19 protein-coding genes are annotated in these 18,567 nt (G+C 68.7%); 8 read left to right on the forward strand and 11 right to left on the reverse strand.

Annotation, left to right across the window (positions count from 1 at the left end; genetic code table 11):
- Positions 1-50: 50 nt before the first annotated feature.
- From boxA to ACXJLU_RS00405, 4 genes are all read right to left on the reverse strand, one after another.
- Entirely contained in the window at positions 51-1,283 is a 1,233-nt protein-coding gene (boxA, locus tag ACXJLU_RS00390) for a benzoyl-CoA 2,3-epoxidase subunit BoxA (RefSeq protein WP_457328564.1), read from the reverse strand.
- 7 nt (positions 1,284-1,290) lie between these two features.
- Entirely contained in the window at positions 1,291-2,718 is a 1,428-nt protein-coding gene (gene boxB / locus ACXJLU_RS00395) for a benzoyl-CoA 2,3-epoxidase subunit BoxB (protein WP_457328565.1), read from the reverse strand.
- A gap of 8 nt (positions 2,719-2,726) precedes the next feature.
- The gene (boxC, locus tag ACXJLU_RS00400; protein ID WP_457328566.1) at positions 2,727-4,409 is read right to left on the reverse strand and encodes a 2,3-epoxybenzoyl-CoA dihydrolase; all 1,683 of its coding nucleotides are present in this window, start codon (positions 4,407-4,409) and stop codon (positions 2,727-2,729) included.
- A gap of 75 nt (positions 4,410-4,484) precedes the next feature.
- Positions 4,485-5,408, reverse strand: a complete 924-nt coding sequence (locus ACXJLU_RS00405; protein ID WP_073466025.1) for a helix-turn-helix transcriptional regulator — start codon at positions 5,406-5,408, stop codon at positions 4,485-4,487.
- A 296-nt stretch (positions 5,409-5,704) separates the two neighbouring features.
- Between ACXJLU_RS00405 and ACXJLU_RS00410 the strand changes: the two genes are divergently transcribed.
- From ACXJLU_RS00410 to ACXJLU_RS00445, 8 genes are all read left to right on the forward strand, one after another.
- A complete protein-coding gene (locus tag ACXJLU_RS00410) occupies positions 5,705-7,282 on the forward strand; it encodes a benzoate-CoA ligase family protein (protein ID WP_457328567.1) in 1,578 nt (525 codons plus the stop codon).
- Between the two features lie 3 nt (positions 7,283-7,285).
- Entirely contained in the window at positions 7,286-8,101 is an 816-nt protein-coding gene (locus tag ACXJLU_RS00415) for an alpha/beta fold hydrolase (protein ID WP_457328568.1), read from the forward strand.
- A gap of 18 nt (positions 8,102-8,119) precedes the next feature.
- Entirely contained in the window at positions 8,120-9,304 is a 1,185-nt protein-coding gene (locus ACXJLU_RS00420; RefSeq protein ID WP_457328569.1) for an ABC transporter substrate-binding protein, read from the forward strand.
- A 1-nt stretch (position 9,305) separates the two neighbouring features.
- Positions 9,306-10,178, forward strand: a complete 873-nt coding sequence (locus ACXJLU_RS00425; RefSeq protein ID WP_457328570.1) for a branched-chain amino acid ABC transporter permease — start codon at positions 9,306-9,308, stop codon at positions 10,176-10,178.
- A gap of 5 nt (positions 10,179-10,183) precedes the next feature.
- Complete coding sequence (locus ACXJLU_RS00430) at positions 10,184-11,140, forward strand: branched-chain amino acid ABC transporter permease (protein ID WP_457328571.1); 957 nt, start codon at positions 10,184-10,186, stop codon at positions 11,138-11,140.
- Positions 11,137-11,886 (forward strand): ABC transporter ATP-binding protein, encoded by a 750-nt coding sequence (locus tag ACXJLU_RS00435; protein WP_457328572.1) that lies wholly within the window; start codon positions 11,137-11,139, stop codon positions 11,884-11,886. The genes ACXJLU_RS00430 and ACXJLU_RS00435 overlap by 4 nt, the downstream gene beginning before the upstream one ends.
- Positions 11,883-12,596, forward strand: a complete 714-nt coding sequence (locus tag ACXJLU_RS00440; RefSeq protein WP_457328573.1) for an ABC transporter ATP-binding protein — start codon at positions 11,883-11,885, stop codon at positions 12,594-12,596. Before ACXJLU_RS00435 ends, ACXJLU_RS00440 begins: the two co-directional genes overlap by 4 nt.
- 326 nt (positions 12,597-12,922) lie before the next feature.
- On the forward strand, positions 12,923-14,011 hold the full coding sequence (locus ACXJLU_RS00445; protein ID WP_457328574.1) for a hypothetical protein: 1,089 nt from the start codon (positions 12,923-12,925) through the stop codon (positions 14,009-14,011).
- 56 nt (positions 14,012-14,067) lie between these two features.
- Here the strand turns inward: ACXJLU_RS00445 and ACXJLU_RS00450 are convergent, their stop codons facing one another.
- The 7 genes from ACXJLU_RS00450 to ACXJLU_RS00480 all read right to left on the reverse strand — a co-directional run bounded on the left by ACXJLU_RS00450 (position 14,068) and on the right by ACXJLU_RS00480 (position 18,406).
- On the reverse strand, positions 14,068-14,391 hold the full coding sequence (locus tag ACXJLU_RS00450) for a hypothetical protein (protein WP_457328575.1): 324 nt from the start codon (positions 14,389-14,391) through the stop codon (positions 14,068-14,070).
- 38 nt (positions 14,392-14,429) lie between these two features.
- On the reverse strand, positions 14,430-14,975 hold the full coding sequence (locus ACXJLU_RS00455) for a methylated-DNA--[protein]-cysteine S-methyltransferase (protein WP_457328576.1): 546 nt from the start codon (positions 14,973-14,975) through the stop codon (positions 14,430-14,432).
- A gap of 14 nt (positions 14,976-14,989) precedes the next feature.
- Complete coding sequence (queE, locus tag ACXJLU_RS00460; RefSeq protein WP_457328577.1) at positions 14,990-15,625, reverse strand: 7-carboxy-7-deazaguanine synthase; 636 nt, start codon at positions 15,623-15,625, stop codon at positions 14,990-14,992.
- A 35-nt stretch (positions 15,626-15,660) separates the two neighbouring features.
- A complete protein-coding gene (locus tag ACXJLU_RS00465; protein ID WP_457328578.1) occupies positions 15,661-16,767 on the reverse strand; it encodes a 6-carboxytetrahydropterin synthase in 1,107 nt (368 codons plus the stop codon).
- A 373-nt stretch (positions 16,768-17,140) separates the two neighbouring features.
- The gene (locus ACXJLU_RS00470; protein WP_457328579.1) at positions 17,141-17,350 is read right to left on the reverse strand and encodes a hypothetical protein; all 210 of its coding nucleotides are present in this window, start codon (positions 17,348-17,350) and stop codon (positions 17,141-17,143) included.
- A complete protein-coding gene (locus ACXJLU_RS00475) occupies positions 17,331-17,750 on the reverse strand; it encodes a DUF5615 family PIN-like protein (protein WP_457328580.1) in 420 nt (139 codons plus the stop codon). The genes ACXJLU_RS00470 and ACXJLU_RS00475 overlap by 20 nt, the downstream gene beginning before the upstream one ends.
- Positions 17,747-18,406, reverse strand: a complete 660-nt coding sequence (locus ACXJLU_RS00480) for a DUF433 domain-containing protein (RefSeq protein ID WP_457328581.1) — start codon at positions 18,404-18,406, stop codon at positions 17,747-17,749. The genes ACXJLU_RS00475 and ACXJLU_RS00480 overlap by 4 nt, the downstream gene beginning before the upstream one ends.
- Positions 18,407-18,567 lie beyond the last annotated feature (161 nt).

Consider the following 18,567-nt stretch of genomic DNA (forward strand, 5'->3'; position numbering starts at 1 on the left):
CAGTTATGAGTCTTAAACAAACGACGCCGAGGCACAGCAGGGATTACCCCTCAATACGTCTCGACGTGGAAGCGTCCCTCCTCGACCAGGCGCTGGTGCAGCGGCGGCCAGTCCAGCCCCGCCGCCGCACAGATGTCGGAAAGCGCCTCCAGCACGCCGGTCTCCATGCCCTTCAGCCCGCACAGGTAGATGCAGGTGTCGCCGCGCAGCAGCTCGACGACGTCGGCCGCGCGCTCGCGCAGCACATCTTGCACGTAGCGCCGCGGCTGCCCCGGCACGCGCGAGAACGCGAGCGAGGTGTCGATGAACGAGGCCGGCAGCTTGGTCAGCGGCCCGAAGTACGGCAGCTCCTCCGGCCGGCGCGCGCCGAAGAACAGCATCAGCCTGGCGTAGACCGGCTTGCCCACTGCCATCAGCCGGCGCCGGTGCTCGGTCATCGCCCGCATCGGCGCCGCGCCGGTGCCGGTGCACACCATCAGCAGGTTCGAACCCGCATGGTTGGGCATCAGGAAGCGGTCGCCGAACGGGCCGCAGACCTGCACCGTGTCGCCCTTGCGCAGGTCGCACAGGTAGTTCGAGGCAACGCCGCGCACCGGCTGCCCGTCGTGGTCGCTGGTCACGCGCTTCACCGTCAGCGAGACGTTGTTGTAGCCCTCGCGCTCGCCGCTGCGCGGGCTGGCGACCGAGTACATGCGCAGGTAGTGCGGCCTGCCGGCGGCATCGGCGCCGGGCGGCGCGATGCCGATGGCCTGGCCTTCGAGCAGCGGGAAGAACTGCGTGCCGAAATCGAGCACCAGGTGGTGGATGTCGCCTTCGGCGTCGGCCGCGGTCAGCCGGAAATTGCCGGCCACCGTCGCCTGCACCGGCTTCTTCAGCGTGTGCAGGTTCAGGTACGGGTGCGCGGCCGACCACGGCGGCCTCGGCGAACTCGGCGACACCGCGGCATTCGCCTGCGGCGGCACGTCGACCGAGGGCGGCGCACCGACCTCCGCCGGGTCCTGCGCGAGTGCCGGCAGCTCCTGCTTCGGCGGCAGTTCGTCCCAGCCGAACTGCGCGTCGATCGAATACGCCGCCGCCTTCGGCACCGGGTGCCAGTGGTCGATGCTGCCGGTCGGGCACGGCGACACGCAGGCCTGGCAGCCGTTGCAGATCGCAGGGTCGACGACGTAGTTGCGCTCGTCGTGCGTGATCGCATCGACCGGACAGGTCTCCTCGCAGGTGTTGCAGCGGATGCAGACCTCGGGGTCGATCAGGTGCTGCTGGATGAAGACGACGGGGTCCATCACATCCTCAGTTGAAGCGCACGTACTCGAAATCGGCCGGCTGCTTGTTGATGCCGATCGGCGGCGGCGCGATCCAGTTCGCGAACTTGCCGGGCTCGACCACGCGGCCCATCAGCGACGCGACGTAGGCACGGTCTTCCTCGCTCGCGAGCCAGTCGCGCACATGCGCCTGCCATTCGATCTCGCCGATCACGCGGCCATCGGGGCTGACGCGCAACCCGGCGAAGCTGCCGATGTGGCGGTTGAAGGCCTTGTGCGGCACGCCGAGCCGGAACGCGAGCCCGGCCTTCTCGATCACCTTGTTCCAGCGGTTCACGCCGGCCGACGAATCGCGGATGTAGTCGTCGCGCAGCACCTCGTTCAGCGCGTTCAGCATCGGCACCTCCTTGTCGACCAGCAGGCCGTCGCGCACGTCGAGGATCTTGTAGTGGGCGCCCTTCAGCACATGGTCGTCGGCGCGCTTGCCTTCTTCGTAGCGGCCCTTCAGGCCCGAGCTGTAGAAGATCGCCGCGTTGCTCGACTGGTCGGCACCGAACAGGTCGATGGTCACGCTGTAGTGGAAGTTCAGGTAACGCTGGATCGTCGGCAGGTCGATCACGCCGTGGCGGCGCAGCTCGGCCGGGTCCTCGAGGCCGGTCTGCTTCATCACCTCGCAGGTGCGCTGGATCACGCGCGACACGCCGGATTCGCCGACGAACATGTGGTGCGCCTCTTCCGTCAGCATGAAGCGCGTGGTGCGCGACAGTGGATCGAACGCGCTCTCGGCCAGCGCGCACAGCTGGAACTTGCCGTCGCGGTCGGTGAAGTAGGTGAACATGTAGAACGCCAGCCAGTCGGGCGTCTCTTCATTGAAGGCCCCGAGGATGCGCGGGTTGTCCTGGTCGCCGGAGCGGCGTTCGAGCAGCGCCTCGGCCTCCTCGCGGCCGTCGCGGCCGAAGTGCTTGTGCAGCAGGTAGACCATCGCCCACAGGTGGCGGCCCTCTTCGACGTTCACCTGGAACAGGTTGCGCAGGTCGTACTGGCTGGGCGCCGTCTTGCCGAGGTGGCGCTGCTGCTCGACCGAGGCCGGCTCGGTGTCGCCCTGCGTGACGATGATGCGGCGCAGGTTGGCGCGGTGCTCGCCGGGCACGTCCTGCCAGGCGGCTTCGCCCCGGTGGTCGCCGAAGCCGATGCGGCGGTCGGCCTCGGGCTGCGCGAGGAAGATGCCCCAGCGGTAGTCGGGCATCTTCACGTGACCGAACTGCGCCCAGCCGTCGGGCGTGGTGCTGGTGGCGGTGCGCAGGTAGACGTCGAAGCCGTGCGAGCCGTCGGGGCCCATGTCCTGCCACCAGTTCAGGTAGTTGGGCTGCCAGTGCTCGAGCGCGCGCTGCAGTGTGCGGTCCTCCGACAGGTGGACGTTGTTCGGGATCTTGTCGGTGTAGTTGATGCTGCTCATCGAAGGCTCTAGATGCGTTTCCAGTCGAACTGGGCCTTGTGCCCGGTGCCGTAGACCTTGAGCGCGCCGGCCTCGCCGACGGCATTCGGGCGGTTGAAGATCCAGTTCTGCCACGCGGTCAGGCGGCCGAAGATGCGGGTCTCCATGCTCTCGGTGCCGGCGAAGCGCAGGTTGGCTTCCAGGCCGGTCAGCGCGTCGGGCGACAGGCTCGCGCGCTCCTCGACGGCGATGCGGATCTCGTCGGCCCAGTCGATGTCGTCGGGCGCCGCGGTGACGAGGCCGAGCGCGAGCGCCTCGTCGGCATCGAGCGCGCGGCCCTGCGTGGCCTGCACCGCGGCGATCTCGCCGGCATCGCGGTGGAAGCGGCGCTGCAGGCGCGTCTCGCGGCTGACCATCGGCAGCGCGTCGAAGTTGAACGGCGACAGCGCGATCTTCGGCGCCGCGGCGGGCTCGTCGGGCAGGGCCAGCATGTAGATGCGGTCGGCCGCGAGCGCGATCTCGAGCAGCGAGCCGGCAAAGCACGAGCCGCGGTCGACCAGCGCGAACAGCGAGCGCGACGACACGTCGAGCCGCGCCAGCGTGCGGCGCAGCAGGCCGATGGTCTCGCGCACCAGCCAGTGCGCCTGGTGCGTGTGCAGCGCCGCGTCCATCGCGAGCACCGCGTCGACGCTGCCCTGCGTCTTCAGCAGCCAGGTGCCGATCTCGGGTTCGTTGGTGCGCAGGTGCAGGATCGCGTCGTCGAGTTCGCGCGCCATCTGCAGCGGGTACCAGGCGGCGCCGGCGGCTTCGATGCCGGCGAGGTCGGCCGGCTGCGCACCAGCGGGGGCACGCACGGTCAGCGTCGCGTGGCGCGCGGCGCGGTCGATCTGCAGGTCGACGTGGCCGTAGGCGATGCCGTCCGCCGACACCTGCTTCACGAGCCGCGGCAACGGCACGCCGCGGCCGTCGGCCGGCCGGTCGCTCAACGCGGCCAGCTCGCGCGCTCGCTCCTGCACGCGCTGCGCGAAGGCCTGCGTCTTGACCGCTTCGTCGACCAGGCGCCAGTCGACCGCCTTCTTGCCGCGCACGCCTTCGCTGGTGGTGCAGAAGATGTCGGCATGGTCGTGGCGCACGCGGCGCTTGTCGGTCAGGCGCGTCAGCCCGCCGGTGCCCGGCAGCACGCCGAGCAGCGGCACCTCGGGCAGGCTGACGGCCGACGAGCGGTCGTCGACCAGGATGATCTCGTCGCAGGCCGCCGCCAGCTCGTAGCCACCGCCGGCGCAAGCGCCGTTGACGGCGGCCAGGAACTTCAGGCCGCCGTGCCGGCTGCTGTCTTCGAGCCCGTTGCGCGTCTCGTTCGTGAACTTGCAGAAGTTGACCTTCCAGCCGTGGCTGGACAGGCCGAGCATGAAGATGTTGGCGCCCGAGCAGAACACGCGCTCGCGGCCGCTGGTGAGGATCACCGTGCGCACCGCCGGGTGCTCGAAGCGGATGCGCTGCACCGCGTCGTGCAGCTCGATGTCGACGCCAAGGTCGTAGCTGTTGAGCTTCAGCTTGTAGCCCGCGCGCAACCCGCCGTCTTCGCTGACGGCCAGCACGAGCGTGGCGACCTCGCCCTCGACGCTCAGGCGCCAGTGGCGGTAGCGGTCCGGATGGGTTTCGTAGTCAACGGGGGCGACAGGGGCAACGACAGGCTCAGCGACAGCACTCATGGGCATCTCCAGCGAACGGCAGTATGCTGCACGCTCGGCAATAAAGATGCAATTTAGTGCATGTCACGCCGAGCGTCAACCCGCCAGCCGGATCGTGCCTCGCAATTGGTCCTGCAGGGCCACGAACGCGGTCTCCATGGTCTTGTCGCTGGTGTCGAACACCTCGTCGGCTTTCGAGTAAAAGGCCGCGCGGCTCTCGAGGATGCGCCGCAGGTCGTTCATCGCCTCGGCATTGCCCGACATCGGGCGGGTGTCGCCCTGCGCCAGCACGCGGTTCATGTGCTCCTCGGGCGAGGCGCGCACCCACACGGTGTAGCAATGCGCCAGCAGCATGTTGAAGGTGGCCGGGTCGGAGACGACCCCACCGGGCGTCGCGATCACCGCGCGCGGGAAGCGCTGGATGCACTCTTCCAGCGCACGCCGCTCGTAGCGCCGGTAGGCCGCCGGCCCGTACAGAGAATGGATCTCGGAGACGCTGCAGCCGGCCACCGTCTCGATGTGGCGGTTCAGCTCGACGAAGGGCACGGCCCAGCTGTCGGCCAGCATCTTGCCGAGCGTGCTCTTGCCGGCCCCGCGCAGGCCGATCAGCGCGACCCGCTGGCGCCGCGCCGCCTGGCTGGCCGGCGCGCCGAACACCGACGCCAGCGCGGAGCGCGCCTGCGCCAGCTCCGATTCGCTGCGCCCGCGCAGGATCTCGCGAATCATCAGCCACTCCGGCGAGCTGGCGGTCTCGTCGCCGACCAGCTCGGCCAGCGTGCAGTTGAGCGCCTGCGCCAGCTGCCGCAGGAACTGGATCGACGCATTGCCGACCCCCATCTCGACATTGGCCAGGTGCCGCTCCGACACGTCGGCCACCTTGGCCAGGCTCTTGCGTGTCAGGCCGCGCCGCGATCGCAGCGCACGCGTTCGCTCGCCCAGCGAGGCGAGGAACGGGTCCTTGTTGGCGGTCGGGTCGGAATCGCCTTCCGGCGCGGGCGGCGAGTTCGGGAATCGGTCCAAGGGTATGTCCGTAACGAGGTCGATCGGGACTGCTGGCTATACTGGTTTCAGTGCAACATATTGCATCAATGGCTCATCGCACTGTCCGTGAATGCATTATGCGGAGATCGCCGTGGGACGCCAGTGCGAACCCACCCCAGGGTCCATTCAGACGAAGTTGCGGCGCGGACGGTTCGGCCCCGGCTCGCTTGAGGTACAAACGCGGCCGGCCGTCCCGGCGGCCCCAGCTGTCGCGACGCGGGTGGCCTTGCAGGTCCGCCCCGGCATCCGGGCCGATTGACCGTCAGGAGAACAGCATGGCCCCGAACCTCGCCGTGGATGCGCCGCCCGAACGATTCAACATCGCAGCCCACCTGCTGCAGCGCAATGCGGGCCGCGCCGCGAAGACCGCCTACATCGACGACGACACCCGCCTCAGCTACGGCGAGCTGGCCGACCGCGTGAGGCGCTGCGCCGCCGGGCTGCTGCGCCTGGGCCTGCGCCGCGAGGACCGCGTGCTGCTGCTGATGCTGGACACGGTGGACCTGCCGGTCGCGTTCCTCGGCGCGCTGTATGCCGGCATCGTGCCGGTGCCGGTCAACACGCTGCTGCCGGCCGGCGACTACACCTACCTGCTCGCGCACAGCCGGGCCCGCGCGCTCATGGTGTCGAGCGCGCTGTGGCCGGTGGCGCAGCAGGCGCTGGCGGACCTCGACGACAAACCGGCCATCGTGATATCCGGTGCCGCGCCCGCCGAGGGCGGTATCGCCTTCAGCGCGCTGCTCGACACCCCGCCGCTCGCCGCGCCCGCCGACACGCACGCTGACGAGATCGCGTTCTGGCTCTATTCGTCCGGCTCCACCGGCAAGCCCAAGGGCACGGTGCACAGCCATGCCAACCTGTACTGGACGGCCGCGCTGTACGGCCAGCCGGTGCTCGGCGTGCGCGAGGACGACACCGTGTTCTCGGCCGCCAARCTGTTCTTCGCGTACGGGCTCGGCAACGCGCTGACCTTTCCGCTGAGCGTCGGCGCGACCGTCGTGCTGATGGCCGAGCGGCCGACGCCGGCCGCAGTCTTCAAGCGCCTGACGCAGCACCGCCCGACCGTGTTCTGCGGCGTGCCGACGCTGTACGTCGCGCTGCTCGCGAACGAGGCGCTGCCGCCGCGCAGTGCGGTCGCGCTGCGCGTCTGCGCCTCGGCCGGCGAGGCGCTGCCGCGCGAGGTCGGCGAGCGCTTCAGCAAGCATTTCGGCTGCGACGTGCTCGACGGCATCGGCTCGACCGAGATGCTGCACATCTTCCTGTCGAACCGCACCGGTGCGCTGCGCTACGGCAGCACCGGCAAGCCGGTGCCGGGCTACGAACTCGAACTGCGCGCCGACGACGGCCGGCCAGCCGCGCCCGGCGAGATCGGCGACTTGTTCATCCGCGGCCCGAGCGCCGCGCTGCTCTACTGGAACAGCCGCGACAAGACGCGCTCGACCTTCCAGGGCGACTGGGTGCGCAGCGGCGACAAGTACGTGGTCGATGCCGACGGTTGGTACACCTACGCCGGCCGCAGCGACGACATGCTGAAGGTCAGCGGCCAGTACGTGTCGCCGATCGAGGTCGAGTCGGCGCTGATGGGCCACGCGGCGGTGATGGAGTGCGCGGTGATCGGCCTGGCCGATGCGCAGGGGCTGACGAAGACGCGCGCCTATGTCGTGCCGAACCAGGGCCATGCGGTGGGCGCCGAACTCGAGGCCGCGTTGAAGGCCTTCCTGAAGACGCGGCTCGCCCCGCACAAGACGCCGCGCGAGATCGTCTTCACGACCGAGCTGCCGAAGACCGCGACCGGCAAGATCCAGCGCTTCAAGCTGCGCGCGCTGGGCGCAGCGACCGACACCACCGCCTGACGCATGGTCGGACGCCGTTACGCCGAACCGATCCAGTTCGCCGAACTCGCCGGGCGCGACCGGCCGCTGCGACTCGAATACCAATGGGTCGGCGATGCCGCCTCGACCCGGCCGGTCGTCGTGTTCCTGCACGAAGGGCTGGGCTCGCTCGCGATGTGGAAGAACTTCCCGCGCCACCTGTGCGAGGCGCACGGCCTGCGCGGCCTGGTGTATTCGCGCTACGGCTACGGCCAGTCGACACCGAAGCCGCGCGACGAGCGCTGGCCGGTCGACTTCATGCACACCCAGGCGCGCGAGGTGCTGCCGGCGCTGCTGCAACAGCTCGGCGTCACGCGGCCCTGGCTGTTCGGCCACAGCGACGGCGGCAGCATCGCGCTGCTGCATGCCGCGTCGCACGCCACCGCCGGCGTGATCGCGATGGCGCCGCACATCCGCGTCGAGGACCTCAGCATCGCGAGCATCGAACGGGCCCGCGACACCTATGAAACCACCGACCTTCCGCAGCGCCTCGGGCGCTACCATGCGGACGCGGAATCGGCCTTCCGCGGCTGGAACGACATCTGGCTGGCGCCCGAGTTCCGCGGTTGGACCATCGAGGACGAACTGCCCGCGATCACCTGCCCGGTGCTGGCGGTGCAAGGCGTCGACGACGAGTACGGTACGCTGGAGCAGATCCGCGGCATCGCGCGGCGCGTGCCGCAGACGCGGTTGCTGGAGCTGGTGGAATGCGGCCATTCGCCGCACCGCGACCAGGCCGACGTCGTGATCCGCGAGGTCGGCCGCTTCATCACCGGAAGTCCTGAAACCCCCGAGTCCTGAACCTCAACGGAGATTGGCATGCACCTGATCAAACTGTCGGCCACGGCCGCCCTGGCCGTGTCGATGACGATAGCGTTGGCGATGACAGGCGAGGCCCGTGCGCAGGCCGCCACCGGGCCGGTCAAGGTGGGTTTCATGCTGCCCTATACCGGCACCTACGCGAGCCTGGGCAACATGATCGAGGCCGGCTTCAAGCTCTATGTGCAGGAACAGGGCGGCAAGCTCGGCGGCCGCGAGATCCAGTACTTCAAGGTCGACGACGAATCCGAGCCAGCCAAGGCCACCGACAACGTCAACAAGCTGATCAAGCGCGACCAGGTCGACGTGCTGGTCGGCACCGTGCACTCGGGCGTCGCGCTCGGCATGGCCAAGGCGGCGAAGGAGAGCAACACGCTGCTGATCATCCCGAACGCCGGCGCCGACGCGATCACCGGCCCGCTGTGCTCGCCGAACATCGTGCGCAGCTCGTTCTCGAACTGGCAGCCGGGCTATTCCACCGGTGTCGTGGTGGCGCAGAAAGGCCACAAGCGCGCGATGACGATCACCTGGAACTATGCGGCCGGCAGCGAGACGGTGAAGGGCTTCACCGAGGCCTTCGAGAAGGGCGGCGGCAAGGTCGTCAAGGACCTGAACCTGCCGTTCCCGAACGTCGAGTTCCAGGCGCTGCTGACCGAGATCGCGGCGCAGAAGCCCGATGCGGTGTTCGCGTTCTTCGCCGGCGGCGGCGCGGTGAAGTTCGTCAAGGACTACGCGGCCGCAGGCCTGAACAAGACGATCCCGCTGTACGGCTCGGGCTTCCTGACCGACGGCACGCTCGAGGCGCAGGGTGCCGCCGCGCAGGGCCTGCAGACCACGCTGCACTATGCCGACAACCTCGACACGCCGCGCAACAACGCGTTCCGCAAGAGCTTCGCGCTCGCGTACAAGGCAAACGCCGACGTCTACGCGGTGCAGGGCTACGACGCCGCGCAGATCCTCGCGGCCGGCCTGAACGCGGTGAAGGGCGACCTCACGAAGCGCGAGGCGCTGACGACCGCGATGCACAAGACGACGGTCGACAGCCCGCGCGGCAAGTTCACGCTGTCGGCGGCCGGCAACCCGGTGCAGGACATGTACCTGCGCGAGGCGAAGGGCCCGAACAACGAGTTCAAGTCGATCGCGGTGAAGGCCCTCGCCGACCCGGCCCGCGGCTGCAAGCTCTGAGGTGGATTTCGCCACCTTCCTCGTCCAGTGCCTGAACGCCGTCCAGTACGGCCTGCTGCTGTTCCTGGTGGCCAGCGGGCTGACGCTGATCTTCGGGATCATGGGCGTGATCAACCTGGCGCACGGCAGCTTCTACATGATCGGCGCCTACCTCGCGTTCGCGCTGGCGCCGTACTTCGTCGACCAGTTCGTGCTGATGCTGCTGGTCGGCACGCTGCTGGCCGCGGTGTTCGGCTTCGTGCTGGAGTGGCTGTTCTTCAGCTTCCTGTACCAGCGTGAACACCTGCAGCAGGTGCTGATGACCTATGCGCTGATCCTGGTGTTCGAGGAGTCGCGCAGCCTGCTGCTCGGCAACGACGTGCACGGCGTGCAGCCGCCGGCGTGGCTCGCGGGCAGCATCGCGCTCGGCGAGCTGATGTCGTACCCGGTGTACCGGCTGTTCGCGTCGGCCGCCTGCCTCGCGATCGCGGCGCTGCTGTACCTGGTGGTCAACCGCACGCGGCTGGGCATGATGGTGCGCGCCGGTGCCAGCAACCGCGACATGGTGCGCGGGCTCGGCATCGACATCCGGCTGCTGTACCGCGGCGTGTTCGCGGCCGGCGTCGCGCTGGCGGCACTGGCCGGCATGATCGCCGCGCCGATGTCGTCGGTGTACCCGGGCATGGGCGGCAGCGTGCTGATCGTCAGCTTCGTGATCGTCGTGATCGGCGGCATCGGCTCGATCACCGGCGCGCTGGTCGCGTCGCTGCTGGTCGGCTTCGTCGACACCTTCGGCAAGGTGTTCTTCTCCGAGCTGAGCGGCATCGGCATCTACCTGCTGATGGCGATCGTGCTGGTGTGGCGGCCGGAAGGCCTGATGCGGCGGGGGCATTGATGCAGATGAGCTGGTCGCGCTGGTTGCCGCCGGCGGTGCTGCTCGCGCTGGCGCTGCTGCCGACGGTGCTGTCGCCGTATCTGATGGACCTGACGGTGAAGATCCTGATCTCGGCGATCTTCGCACTGAGCCTGCAGCTGTTGGTCGGCACGACCGGGCTGGTGAGCCTCGGGCACGCGGCCTTCCTCGGCATCGGCGCCTACGTGACGGTGCTCGCATCGCCGCAGGGCGAAGGCGCATCGCTGTGGTGGCTGCTGCCCGCGGCGATGGCCGGCGCGGCGGCCTATGCGCTGTTCGTCGGCGCGTTGAGCCTGCGCACCCGAGGCGTCTACTTCATCATGGTCACGCTGGCGTTCGCGCAGATGGCCTACTTCGTGTTCCACGACACCAAGCTGGGCGGCGGCAGCGACGGCATCTACCTGTACGTGCGCCCGGTGCTGCGGCTCGGCGACACGACCCTGCTCGACCTGGAGAACAAGCGCCAGGTCTACGGCCTGGTGCTGGCCTCGCTCGCGTTCACCTGGGGCCTGCTCGCGCTGCTGCTGCGCTCGCGCTTCGGCCATGCGCTGCAGGGCATCCGCGTCAACGAGGCGCGCATGCGCGCAGTCGGCTTCCGCACCTACGGCTACAAGCTGGCCGCCTTCGTGATCGCCGGGGCGCTGGCCGGGCTGGCCGGCGCTCTGCTCGCGATCCAGGACGGCGTCGTGAACCCGGAGCTGCTGTCGTGGCACGAATCGGGCGCGGTGCTGCTGATGATCATCCTCGGCGGCCTCGGCCCGCTGCGCGGCGCCATCGTCGGCGCGGTGGCGTTCACGCTGCTGAAGGAGCTGTTCGCGAGCGAAGGGCTGGTCGGCCCGCTGGCGGCGCACTGGCAGATGACGCTCGGGCTGACGATCATCGCGTTCGTCGCGCTGCTGCCGCGCGGGATCGTCGGCCTGCGGTGGCGCAGGGGGTCGGCATGAGCGTCGTGATCCAGGCCACCGCGCTGTCGCGTCACTTCGGCGGCCTGGCAGCCGTCGACGCGGTCTCGCTCGACCTGCGGCTCGGCGAGGTGCATGCGGTGATCGGCACCAATGGCGCCGGCAAGTCGACGCTGGTCAACCTGCTGTCGGGCGAGCTGCCGGTCACGTCGGGCCGGATCCGCTTTGGCGATGACGACATCACCGGCTGGTCGCAGCCGCGCCGCGCGCGCGCCGGCATCGGCCGCAGCTACCAGCGCACCACCATCTTCGACAGCTTCAGCGTGCTGGAGAACTGCCGGCTCAGCGCGCAGGCCGCGCTGCAGCGGCCGTGGCAGGTGTGGCAATCGGCGCAGCGCTGCGCCGGCAGCCGCGAGGTGGCGACCCAGGCGTTGCAGGCGGCCGGGCTCGCCGACAGCGCCGACCGCATCGCCGGCACGCTGAGCCACGGCCAGAAGCGCCAGCTGGAGATCGCGATGTGCCTCGCGACGAAGCCGCGCGTGCTGCTGCTCGACGAGCCGCTGGCCGGCATGGGCGCCGAAGAGACCGAGCGCATGCTCGCGCTGCTGCAGTCGCTGAAGGCCGGCCACGCGATCCTGCTGGTCGAGCACGACATGGACGCGGTGTTCCGCATCGCCGACCGCATCACGGTGATGGTCAACGGCGCGGTCATCGCGAGCGACGTGCCGCGGCGCATTCGCGAGCACCCGCAGGTGGTACTGGCCTACCTCGGCGAGGCCCACGCATGACCGCGCCGCTGGTCGAGATCGATGCGCTGCACGCCGGCTACGGCGACAGCCGCGTGCTGCACGGCGTGTCGTTCGCGCTGCCGGCTGGCAGCGCACTCGGCCTGCTCGGGCGCAACGGCATGGGCAAGACGACGCTGATCCGCACGCTGATGGGCTACCTGCGCCCGACCGCCGGCCGCGTGCGCTGGCAGGGCCGCGACGTGACCGGCTGGCCACCCGAGCGCATCGCGCGGCTCGGGGTCGGCTACGTACCCGAAGGCCGCGGCATCTTCCCGAACCTGTCGGTGCGAGAGAACCTGGTGATGGCTGCGCGTGCCTCGGCCGACGGGCAGCGGCCGTGGCCGCTGGAGCGCGTACTGGAAACGTTTCCACGCCTCGGCGATCGGCTGGCCCACGGCGGCCAGCAACTGTCCGGCGGCGAGCAGCAGATGCTGGCGATCGGCCGCGCGCTGATGACGAGCCCGCGGCTGCTGATCCTGGACGAAGCGACCGAAGGCCTGGCCCCGCTGGTGGTCGCCGAGATCTGGCGCGTGATCGCGCAGATCCGCGCGGGCGGCATCAGCACGCTGATCGTCGACCGCAACGTGCGGCGCGTGCTGGAGCACACCGACCAGGCGGTGGTGCTGGAGAAGGGGCGGATCGTGTGCTGCGCGGCATCGGCAACCCTCGCCGCCGACAGCGCCGCGCTGACGCGCTGGCTCGGCGTGTGACATTCGCCGCGGGTCGAACACCAGCACACGCGGCGTTACCGCCTGTCGCCAGCGCTGCCGTTTTTTGCCCGGCTTGACCCCTGCGCAGGCGCGGGCTTCCCATTTGTGTCAGGTGCGTCAGCATCCGTTTCACTGGCGCTCGGTGGGCGAGTGCTTCCCAACATCGCCCGCAACCCGCGCCGATTCTCGCTTCGTGCAGCCATGCACCAGTTCGCGATCCGGTTGCGCACCAGCCTGGAAGCGTGATTCGGCGATGGCTTGTTTTTTGCGCTGAGAAGAGCATTCCGGCCACGAGCCGGGCGGCTGTGCGTTGGGAGCGCCACCTCATGAACTTCTTGCCACGGCTGGCGCTGCTCAGCGCCGCGATCTCGGGCCTGCTGTTGACCAGCGGCTGCACCACCACGGCCAGCGCGATCATGAGCGCCACCGGCATCGCGACGGATACCAGCCCGACCTGGGAGATCATCAAGCACTTCCACGCCAAGCTGACCGAGGGCGACCCGCAATCCTGCGCATCACTGAACTCGGCCCAGCGCGCGCTGACCGCACGCTGCCTGCCGTTCCAGCCGGGCAGCCTGAAGGTGGCCGACATCCGTGCCAGCGGCTTCCAGGAATGCACGCTGACGATCGCTGCGCGCGATCCGCAGTTCTGGCCGGTGCTGCCGGAGCTGCTCGACAAGGGTGCCCAGCCCGAGACCTGCTACCAGCCGCCGATGGTCGCGCTGGCCCGTTCGCCGAACCCGGTCGATTTCTCGAAGGCCTCGCCGCAGGCGCTGCGTTCGCTGCGCTTCCTGGCCGAGGTCGATTCGCGGGCGGTCAACCATGACGTGGTGCGGCTGCTGAGCTCGCCGAGCGCGCGCGCCGCCGGCCTCGACGACGTGATCGCGCAGTGGGTCGACCAGGGCGGCCTGGCGGTCGGCCAGCTGGCCTTCAGCCCGCTGAGCGCGCTGCACCCGAGCGCGTTGCAGACGCCGCTCGCGGCCAAGCTGGAAGCCGCCGGTCACACCGCGAAGGCAGGTCTCGGTCCGTACCAGGGCAAGACGCCCGCCGGCTTCGAAGAGGCCCTGCGCACCGCCGACTATGCGGCGCTCGAATGGTGGTTCAAGCGCGAGCCGAAGCTGGTCGACAAGGTGCCGTCGACGCAGGGGCAGCAGCTGCCGTGGATCCCGCTGGCCCGCGTCGTCGTGCCGACGTTCATGAACGACGAGCACGCGCAGGCGCAGATGGTGAGCTTCCTGATGAGCCACGGCGCGAACCCGTGGCAGCCGTTGCCGTACCAGCCGACCCAGACGGTGGTGGGCTTCGCGAAGACGCTGAAGAGCCCGACGGTCGCGTTGCTGGAGGCGCCGAAGGTGACGCCCGCAGCGGCGACCGTGGTGGCCAACAGCGCCGCTGTCGGCGGCCAGGCGGAATAGTCGGAGCGATATGTCGCGCGGGGTTCCTCACACAAGAGACCCGCGCGAAATTCGGCTCAGTCGCCGTTCGCCGGGCCCTCGGGTTCGAGGAACGGCCAGCCCAGCAACTCCGCCAGGCGGTGCACGACCCACACCGCTTCGTCAGGGGTGACCACCGGACCGGCCTGAAGGCCACGCAGGCAATCGCCGAGCACCGACGCGTGAGAGGCACCGGTGCCGAAATGCTGCGCACTCGCGCGCTCGCTCAGGTGCTGCGCCAAGTCTTCGCACAGTTCGGATCGCTCGCGCAACTCGGCCAGCGGCACCGTCAGGCGCTGGCGTGCGTCGGTGTACAGCGCGTAGAAGCTCGGCGGGACGTGGATTTGATACTCATCGGACATCGCGCCGATGATGCCAGCCTTCGCGGCGGCAACGTGCGCTACAGATCGTCGAACAGCCCCGGCTCGCGGCCGATGCGCGCGCGCTCGATGCCGAGCAAGCGCCGCTTCATGTCGAGGCCGCCCGGCGACGAGAAACCGCCCGAGCGCCCACCCGCTGCCAGCACCCGGTGGCACGGCACGATCGGCGGGAACGGGTTGCTGCCCATCGCCTGGCCGACCGCGCGGGCACTGCCGGGCTCGCCGAGTTGCTGCGCGATCTCGCCGTAGCTGCGGGTCTGGCCCGGCGGGATCGCCAGCGCGATGGCGTACGCGCGGCGGTGGAAATCGGGTTGCCCGGTCATGTCGAGCGGCGAGCCGGACAGGTCGACACGCTCGCCTTCCATCAAGGCCTGCAGGCGCTCGATGACGGCCTGGATCACCGCGGGCGCCGTGTCTTCGATCGATGCGGCCAGGCGCCGCTGGATGCGCCGGCGCAAGGCCGCCTTGTCGGCATCGGGCAGCCACGCGCCGACGATGCCCTGCTCGCCCCACGCGATCGCGCACGGACCGATGGCGGTGGCGAACACGGCGTGGTGCGGGCTCATCGCATCACGTCGCGTCAGGCGATGCCGATGTACTTGTGCGTCTGCACGCTCAGGTGCCACAGCGGATGCGCCAGGCAGTAGGCCACCGCCTGCTCGGTGTTGCGCTTGCGCTCGAGGCCGTCCATCGGCTGCAGGAAGAAGTGCTCGAACTGGAGCGACGTGAAGCGCTCGGGCATCGCCTTCGCCTGTGGGAAAACGAGCTTCAGCTCGTGGCCGTGCGTCAGCACCAGCTCAGCGTCGGCCTTCGGGCTGACGCAGATCCAGTCGAGGCCCTTCGGCGCCGGCTGCGTGCCATTGGTCTCGACCGCGATCTCGAAGCCCTGCGCATGGAAGGCATCGACCAGCGCGTCATCGAGCTGCAGCAGCGGCTCGCCGCCGGTGCAGACGACGAACGGCCGGCCCGAATGCGGCACCGGCCAGTGCGACGCGACCGTCTGCGCCAGCGCGAGCGCGGTGTCGAACTTGCCGCCGCCGACGCCATTGGTGCCGACGAAGTCGGTGTCGCAGAACTGGCAGACGGCGCTCGCGCGGTCCTGCTCGCGGCCGGACCACAGGTTGCAGCCGGCGAAGCGGCAGAACACCGCGGGGCGGCCGGCCTGTGCGCCCTCGCCTTGCAGCGTGTAGAAGATTTCCTTGACCGCGTAGGTCATGCCGCGTCCTTCCGTTCGTTCTTGCGTAGGCAACTTCAGATCGGGATCGCGAGGCCGGCTTGCGCCTCGGCCTGGTCGGCGATCACGATGGCGCCGCAGCCGCGCGTTTCGTAAAGGTCGACGCGATCGACCATCGGCAGCACGGCGCGGGCTTGCTTCAGGATCCACGCGGCGAGTGTGGCGGTGTCGCAGTCGGCGAGGCCATCGATCTCGTGCAGCGGCCGGTGATCCAGCGCCTTGAAGATCGGTTCGAAGAGCGTCTTCACATCGCCGAAATCGACCGTCCAGCCCATCAGCGTGTCGAGCGGCGCGGCGAGGTGCAGCCGCAGCGTGTAGGTGTGGCCGTGGATGCGGCGCAGCGGGCTGCCGTCGGGTGCGTGCTTGAGCTGCAGCGCGCTGTCGAGCGTGAACTCTTTCCAGATGCGGTGGTGGCGGCCGTCGAAGTTGGCGCCGCACGACGCGGTCTCGTAGACGGTGATCCACGAGAGCTCGGGCAGCGTGGGCTTCAGGCGCTCCCAGATCCAACTCGACATCAGCTCGCTGGTCGGGTTCTGCAGGCCCGGCAGGTCGTTCAGGCAGCCGTAGTTCAGCTCATGGTGCAGCGGCGCCCAGCAGTCGTCGAGGTGGTCGTAGTCGATGCTGAGGTCGCGCGCGCCGAGGTCCTGGTTGGCATGCACGATGACCTCGAAACCGTGGCCGTGCATGCGCCCGCATTTGTGGCCGAGCGGCACGTTCGGCAGCTGGTGGGCGGCCTGGAAGAGGTAGCGGCGCCACACGTGCGCCTGGCCGGCGGCATCGAGGTCGACACCGCCGTGCGCGGTGCTCTGGATGCCGAGCTGCGTGATGCCGGGGGCATCGAGCTGCGAGCGGATCCAGCGCGCGAGGTTCTCGTCGGTCGGCTGCGCGACGATGTCGTTGAGCAGGCGGTAGTCGAGCTGGGCGGTGCGCGATTCGAGGTCCGCGCGCAGGCGTTCGACCTCGCCGCCTTCGAACGCGGCCCAGCCGGGCGGCAGCTCGGCGCGCAGCGTCGCGAGGAAGCTGTGGCCGTGCAGGCGCCGCGAGCGATGGCCAGCCGGCAGCAGGCTGACTTCACACGCGGATTCGAAGCCGCTGGCAGCGCAATGGAGGGTCTTGATCGGCACGAGGGATCCTGTCGGCACACAGCTTCATCGGAAGCTTGGGCGCAATGCACATAGCTTGCGCCCAATGCAAAACGCCCACATGGCGTGGGCGTTTTACATACCTATTTTGGTGGCGGGGGGACGCTCTTCCCCCCGGAGACGGATTTTACTGTAGAGCGACGACCGGCGAGATCGCCCGATCACTCGAAGGAGACGACGACCACGCAGAGGTGGTCGTCGCATGCGAGTTTCTCTATCGCTGTTGCCAGCGAACTCCCACTCCAGGTCGGACCCCTTCCGGGGCGGCGCTGCCCTTCCAAACTCGCCGAACGGCAGTCCTTTGGAGGGCACTTGACCTCAGCCGGCGGCGCCGTGCAGAACCGCCCTGTCTGGCTCAGTCGCGCCCGCCAATTTCGAGTTCGCTGAAGAATTCTTCGGCAGAGCTGAAACGAGCCCGGTGCGCCTCCGCGATCTCGCGTGCTTCGAGCATCGCTGCGACCGTTTTCTCGTTGGGCCTGTCGGCGTGATGTGGAACTTTGAGGATGTCCCCAAGTTCGTCCGCCAGCCGGGCGTCATCGCTGTCCTCAGGTTGCCGGGATGTCATAGATTTCCAGCTCCATTGAACCATCTGCAAGCTCCGACACTTCTAGCGCCTGATTCACCAGGTCCGGTATGCCAGCCAGCTCCTGCAGTACTGCGCCGAAGAGGTCACGCTGACGATCCAGGTGCATGACATGGACCGAATTCAGGCAGATGAGGCCGCTGTGAATAGGCTGCTTCGCATGCTCGCCGCCCAGTTGGCCGGGTCCGTTGCCGCGGAAGTCAACCGAGTTGTGAGTCACCAGCGTGTAGTCATTCGCGACGACAAATTCGATGAGCTCCCAGTCCTTTGCGCCGGCCAGGCCGCGATTGCGGACGCACGTCGACTCGACGTGCCCGGCCTTGACGGCAAGGTCAACAAGTTCCGGGCTGAGGCACTCGTCTATCAGCAACCGGAACGTCATTCAGCAGCTCGCCTCACCACCTTGGTGACACGGCGAGTCTCCGGCGAATTGATTTCCGCCAGCCTCCGTGGACGGCCGCGACGCGGGTGCACTTCTTCGTAGACACGGGCAGCTTGGAGGTGCGCCTCGGTCAGGAAGGGGTACGACGCCTTCAGGCGCTGGGCATCGACTCCCGCGGCAACCGATCCCAGCACGGTGTCGATCGGCACGCGCGTCCCGGCAAATACCGCAGCGCCGCCCATCACGTCTGGACTGGTCACCACCAGCGCGTCAGCTTGGGAGACATCCTTCGCCCGAGCTGATACCTCGGCAACGTAGGGCGCCACATCGACCTCCACGGCATAGTTGACGACCTTCCAGCTGAACTTGTCTGGAAGCGTCACCAGTGAGAGTACCTCGTTGCTGCGCTGCAGCTGCACGACACGTTCGGTAAGCTCCTCGAGCACCTTGCGACGAGCGCCAGCAACGAGCCAGTTCTCGTCATCGAAGTAGAACTTTGCGAAGGCCGCACACAGCCTTGTGAACCTTCTGCTACTACCGAGCTGCTCGAACAGTACGGCCGGCATTAGGTGCTCGTCTATAACTCTGTTCATCTGGCGATCTGACAGCCTCGCGATGAACGCGGCTTCTGACGCAGGAATGAACTGGCTTTCCATGGCAAAAATCCTTCCGATTTCTCGGAATGATAAGTGATGAAGCGTCCTACGGCAATCGCCGACGAACTCCTGAGTGCGCGAGCCAAGCAACAGCGAGACCGCCGTGCACGCCGGCCATGTCGTCGGCATCAGCCATGGGCCGCCCGACCCCCGTCAGCATG

Source organism: Rhizobacter sp. P5_C2 (genome assembly GCF_054049715.1).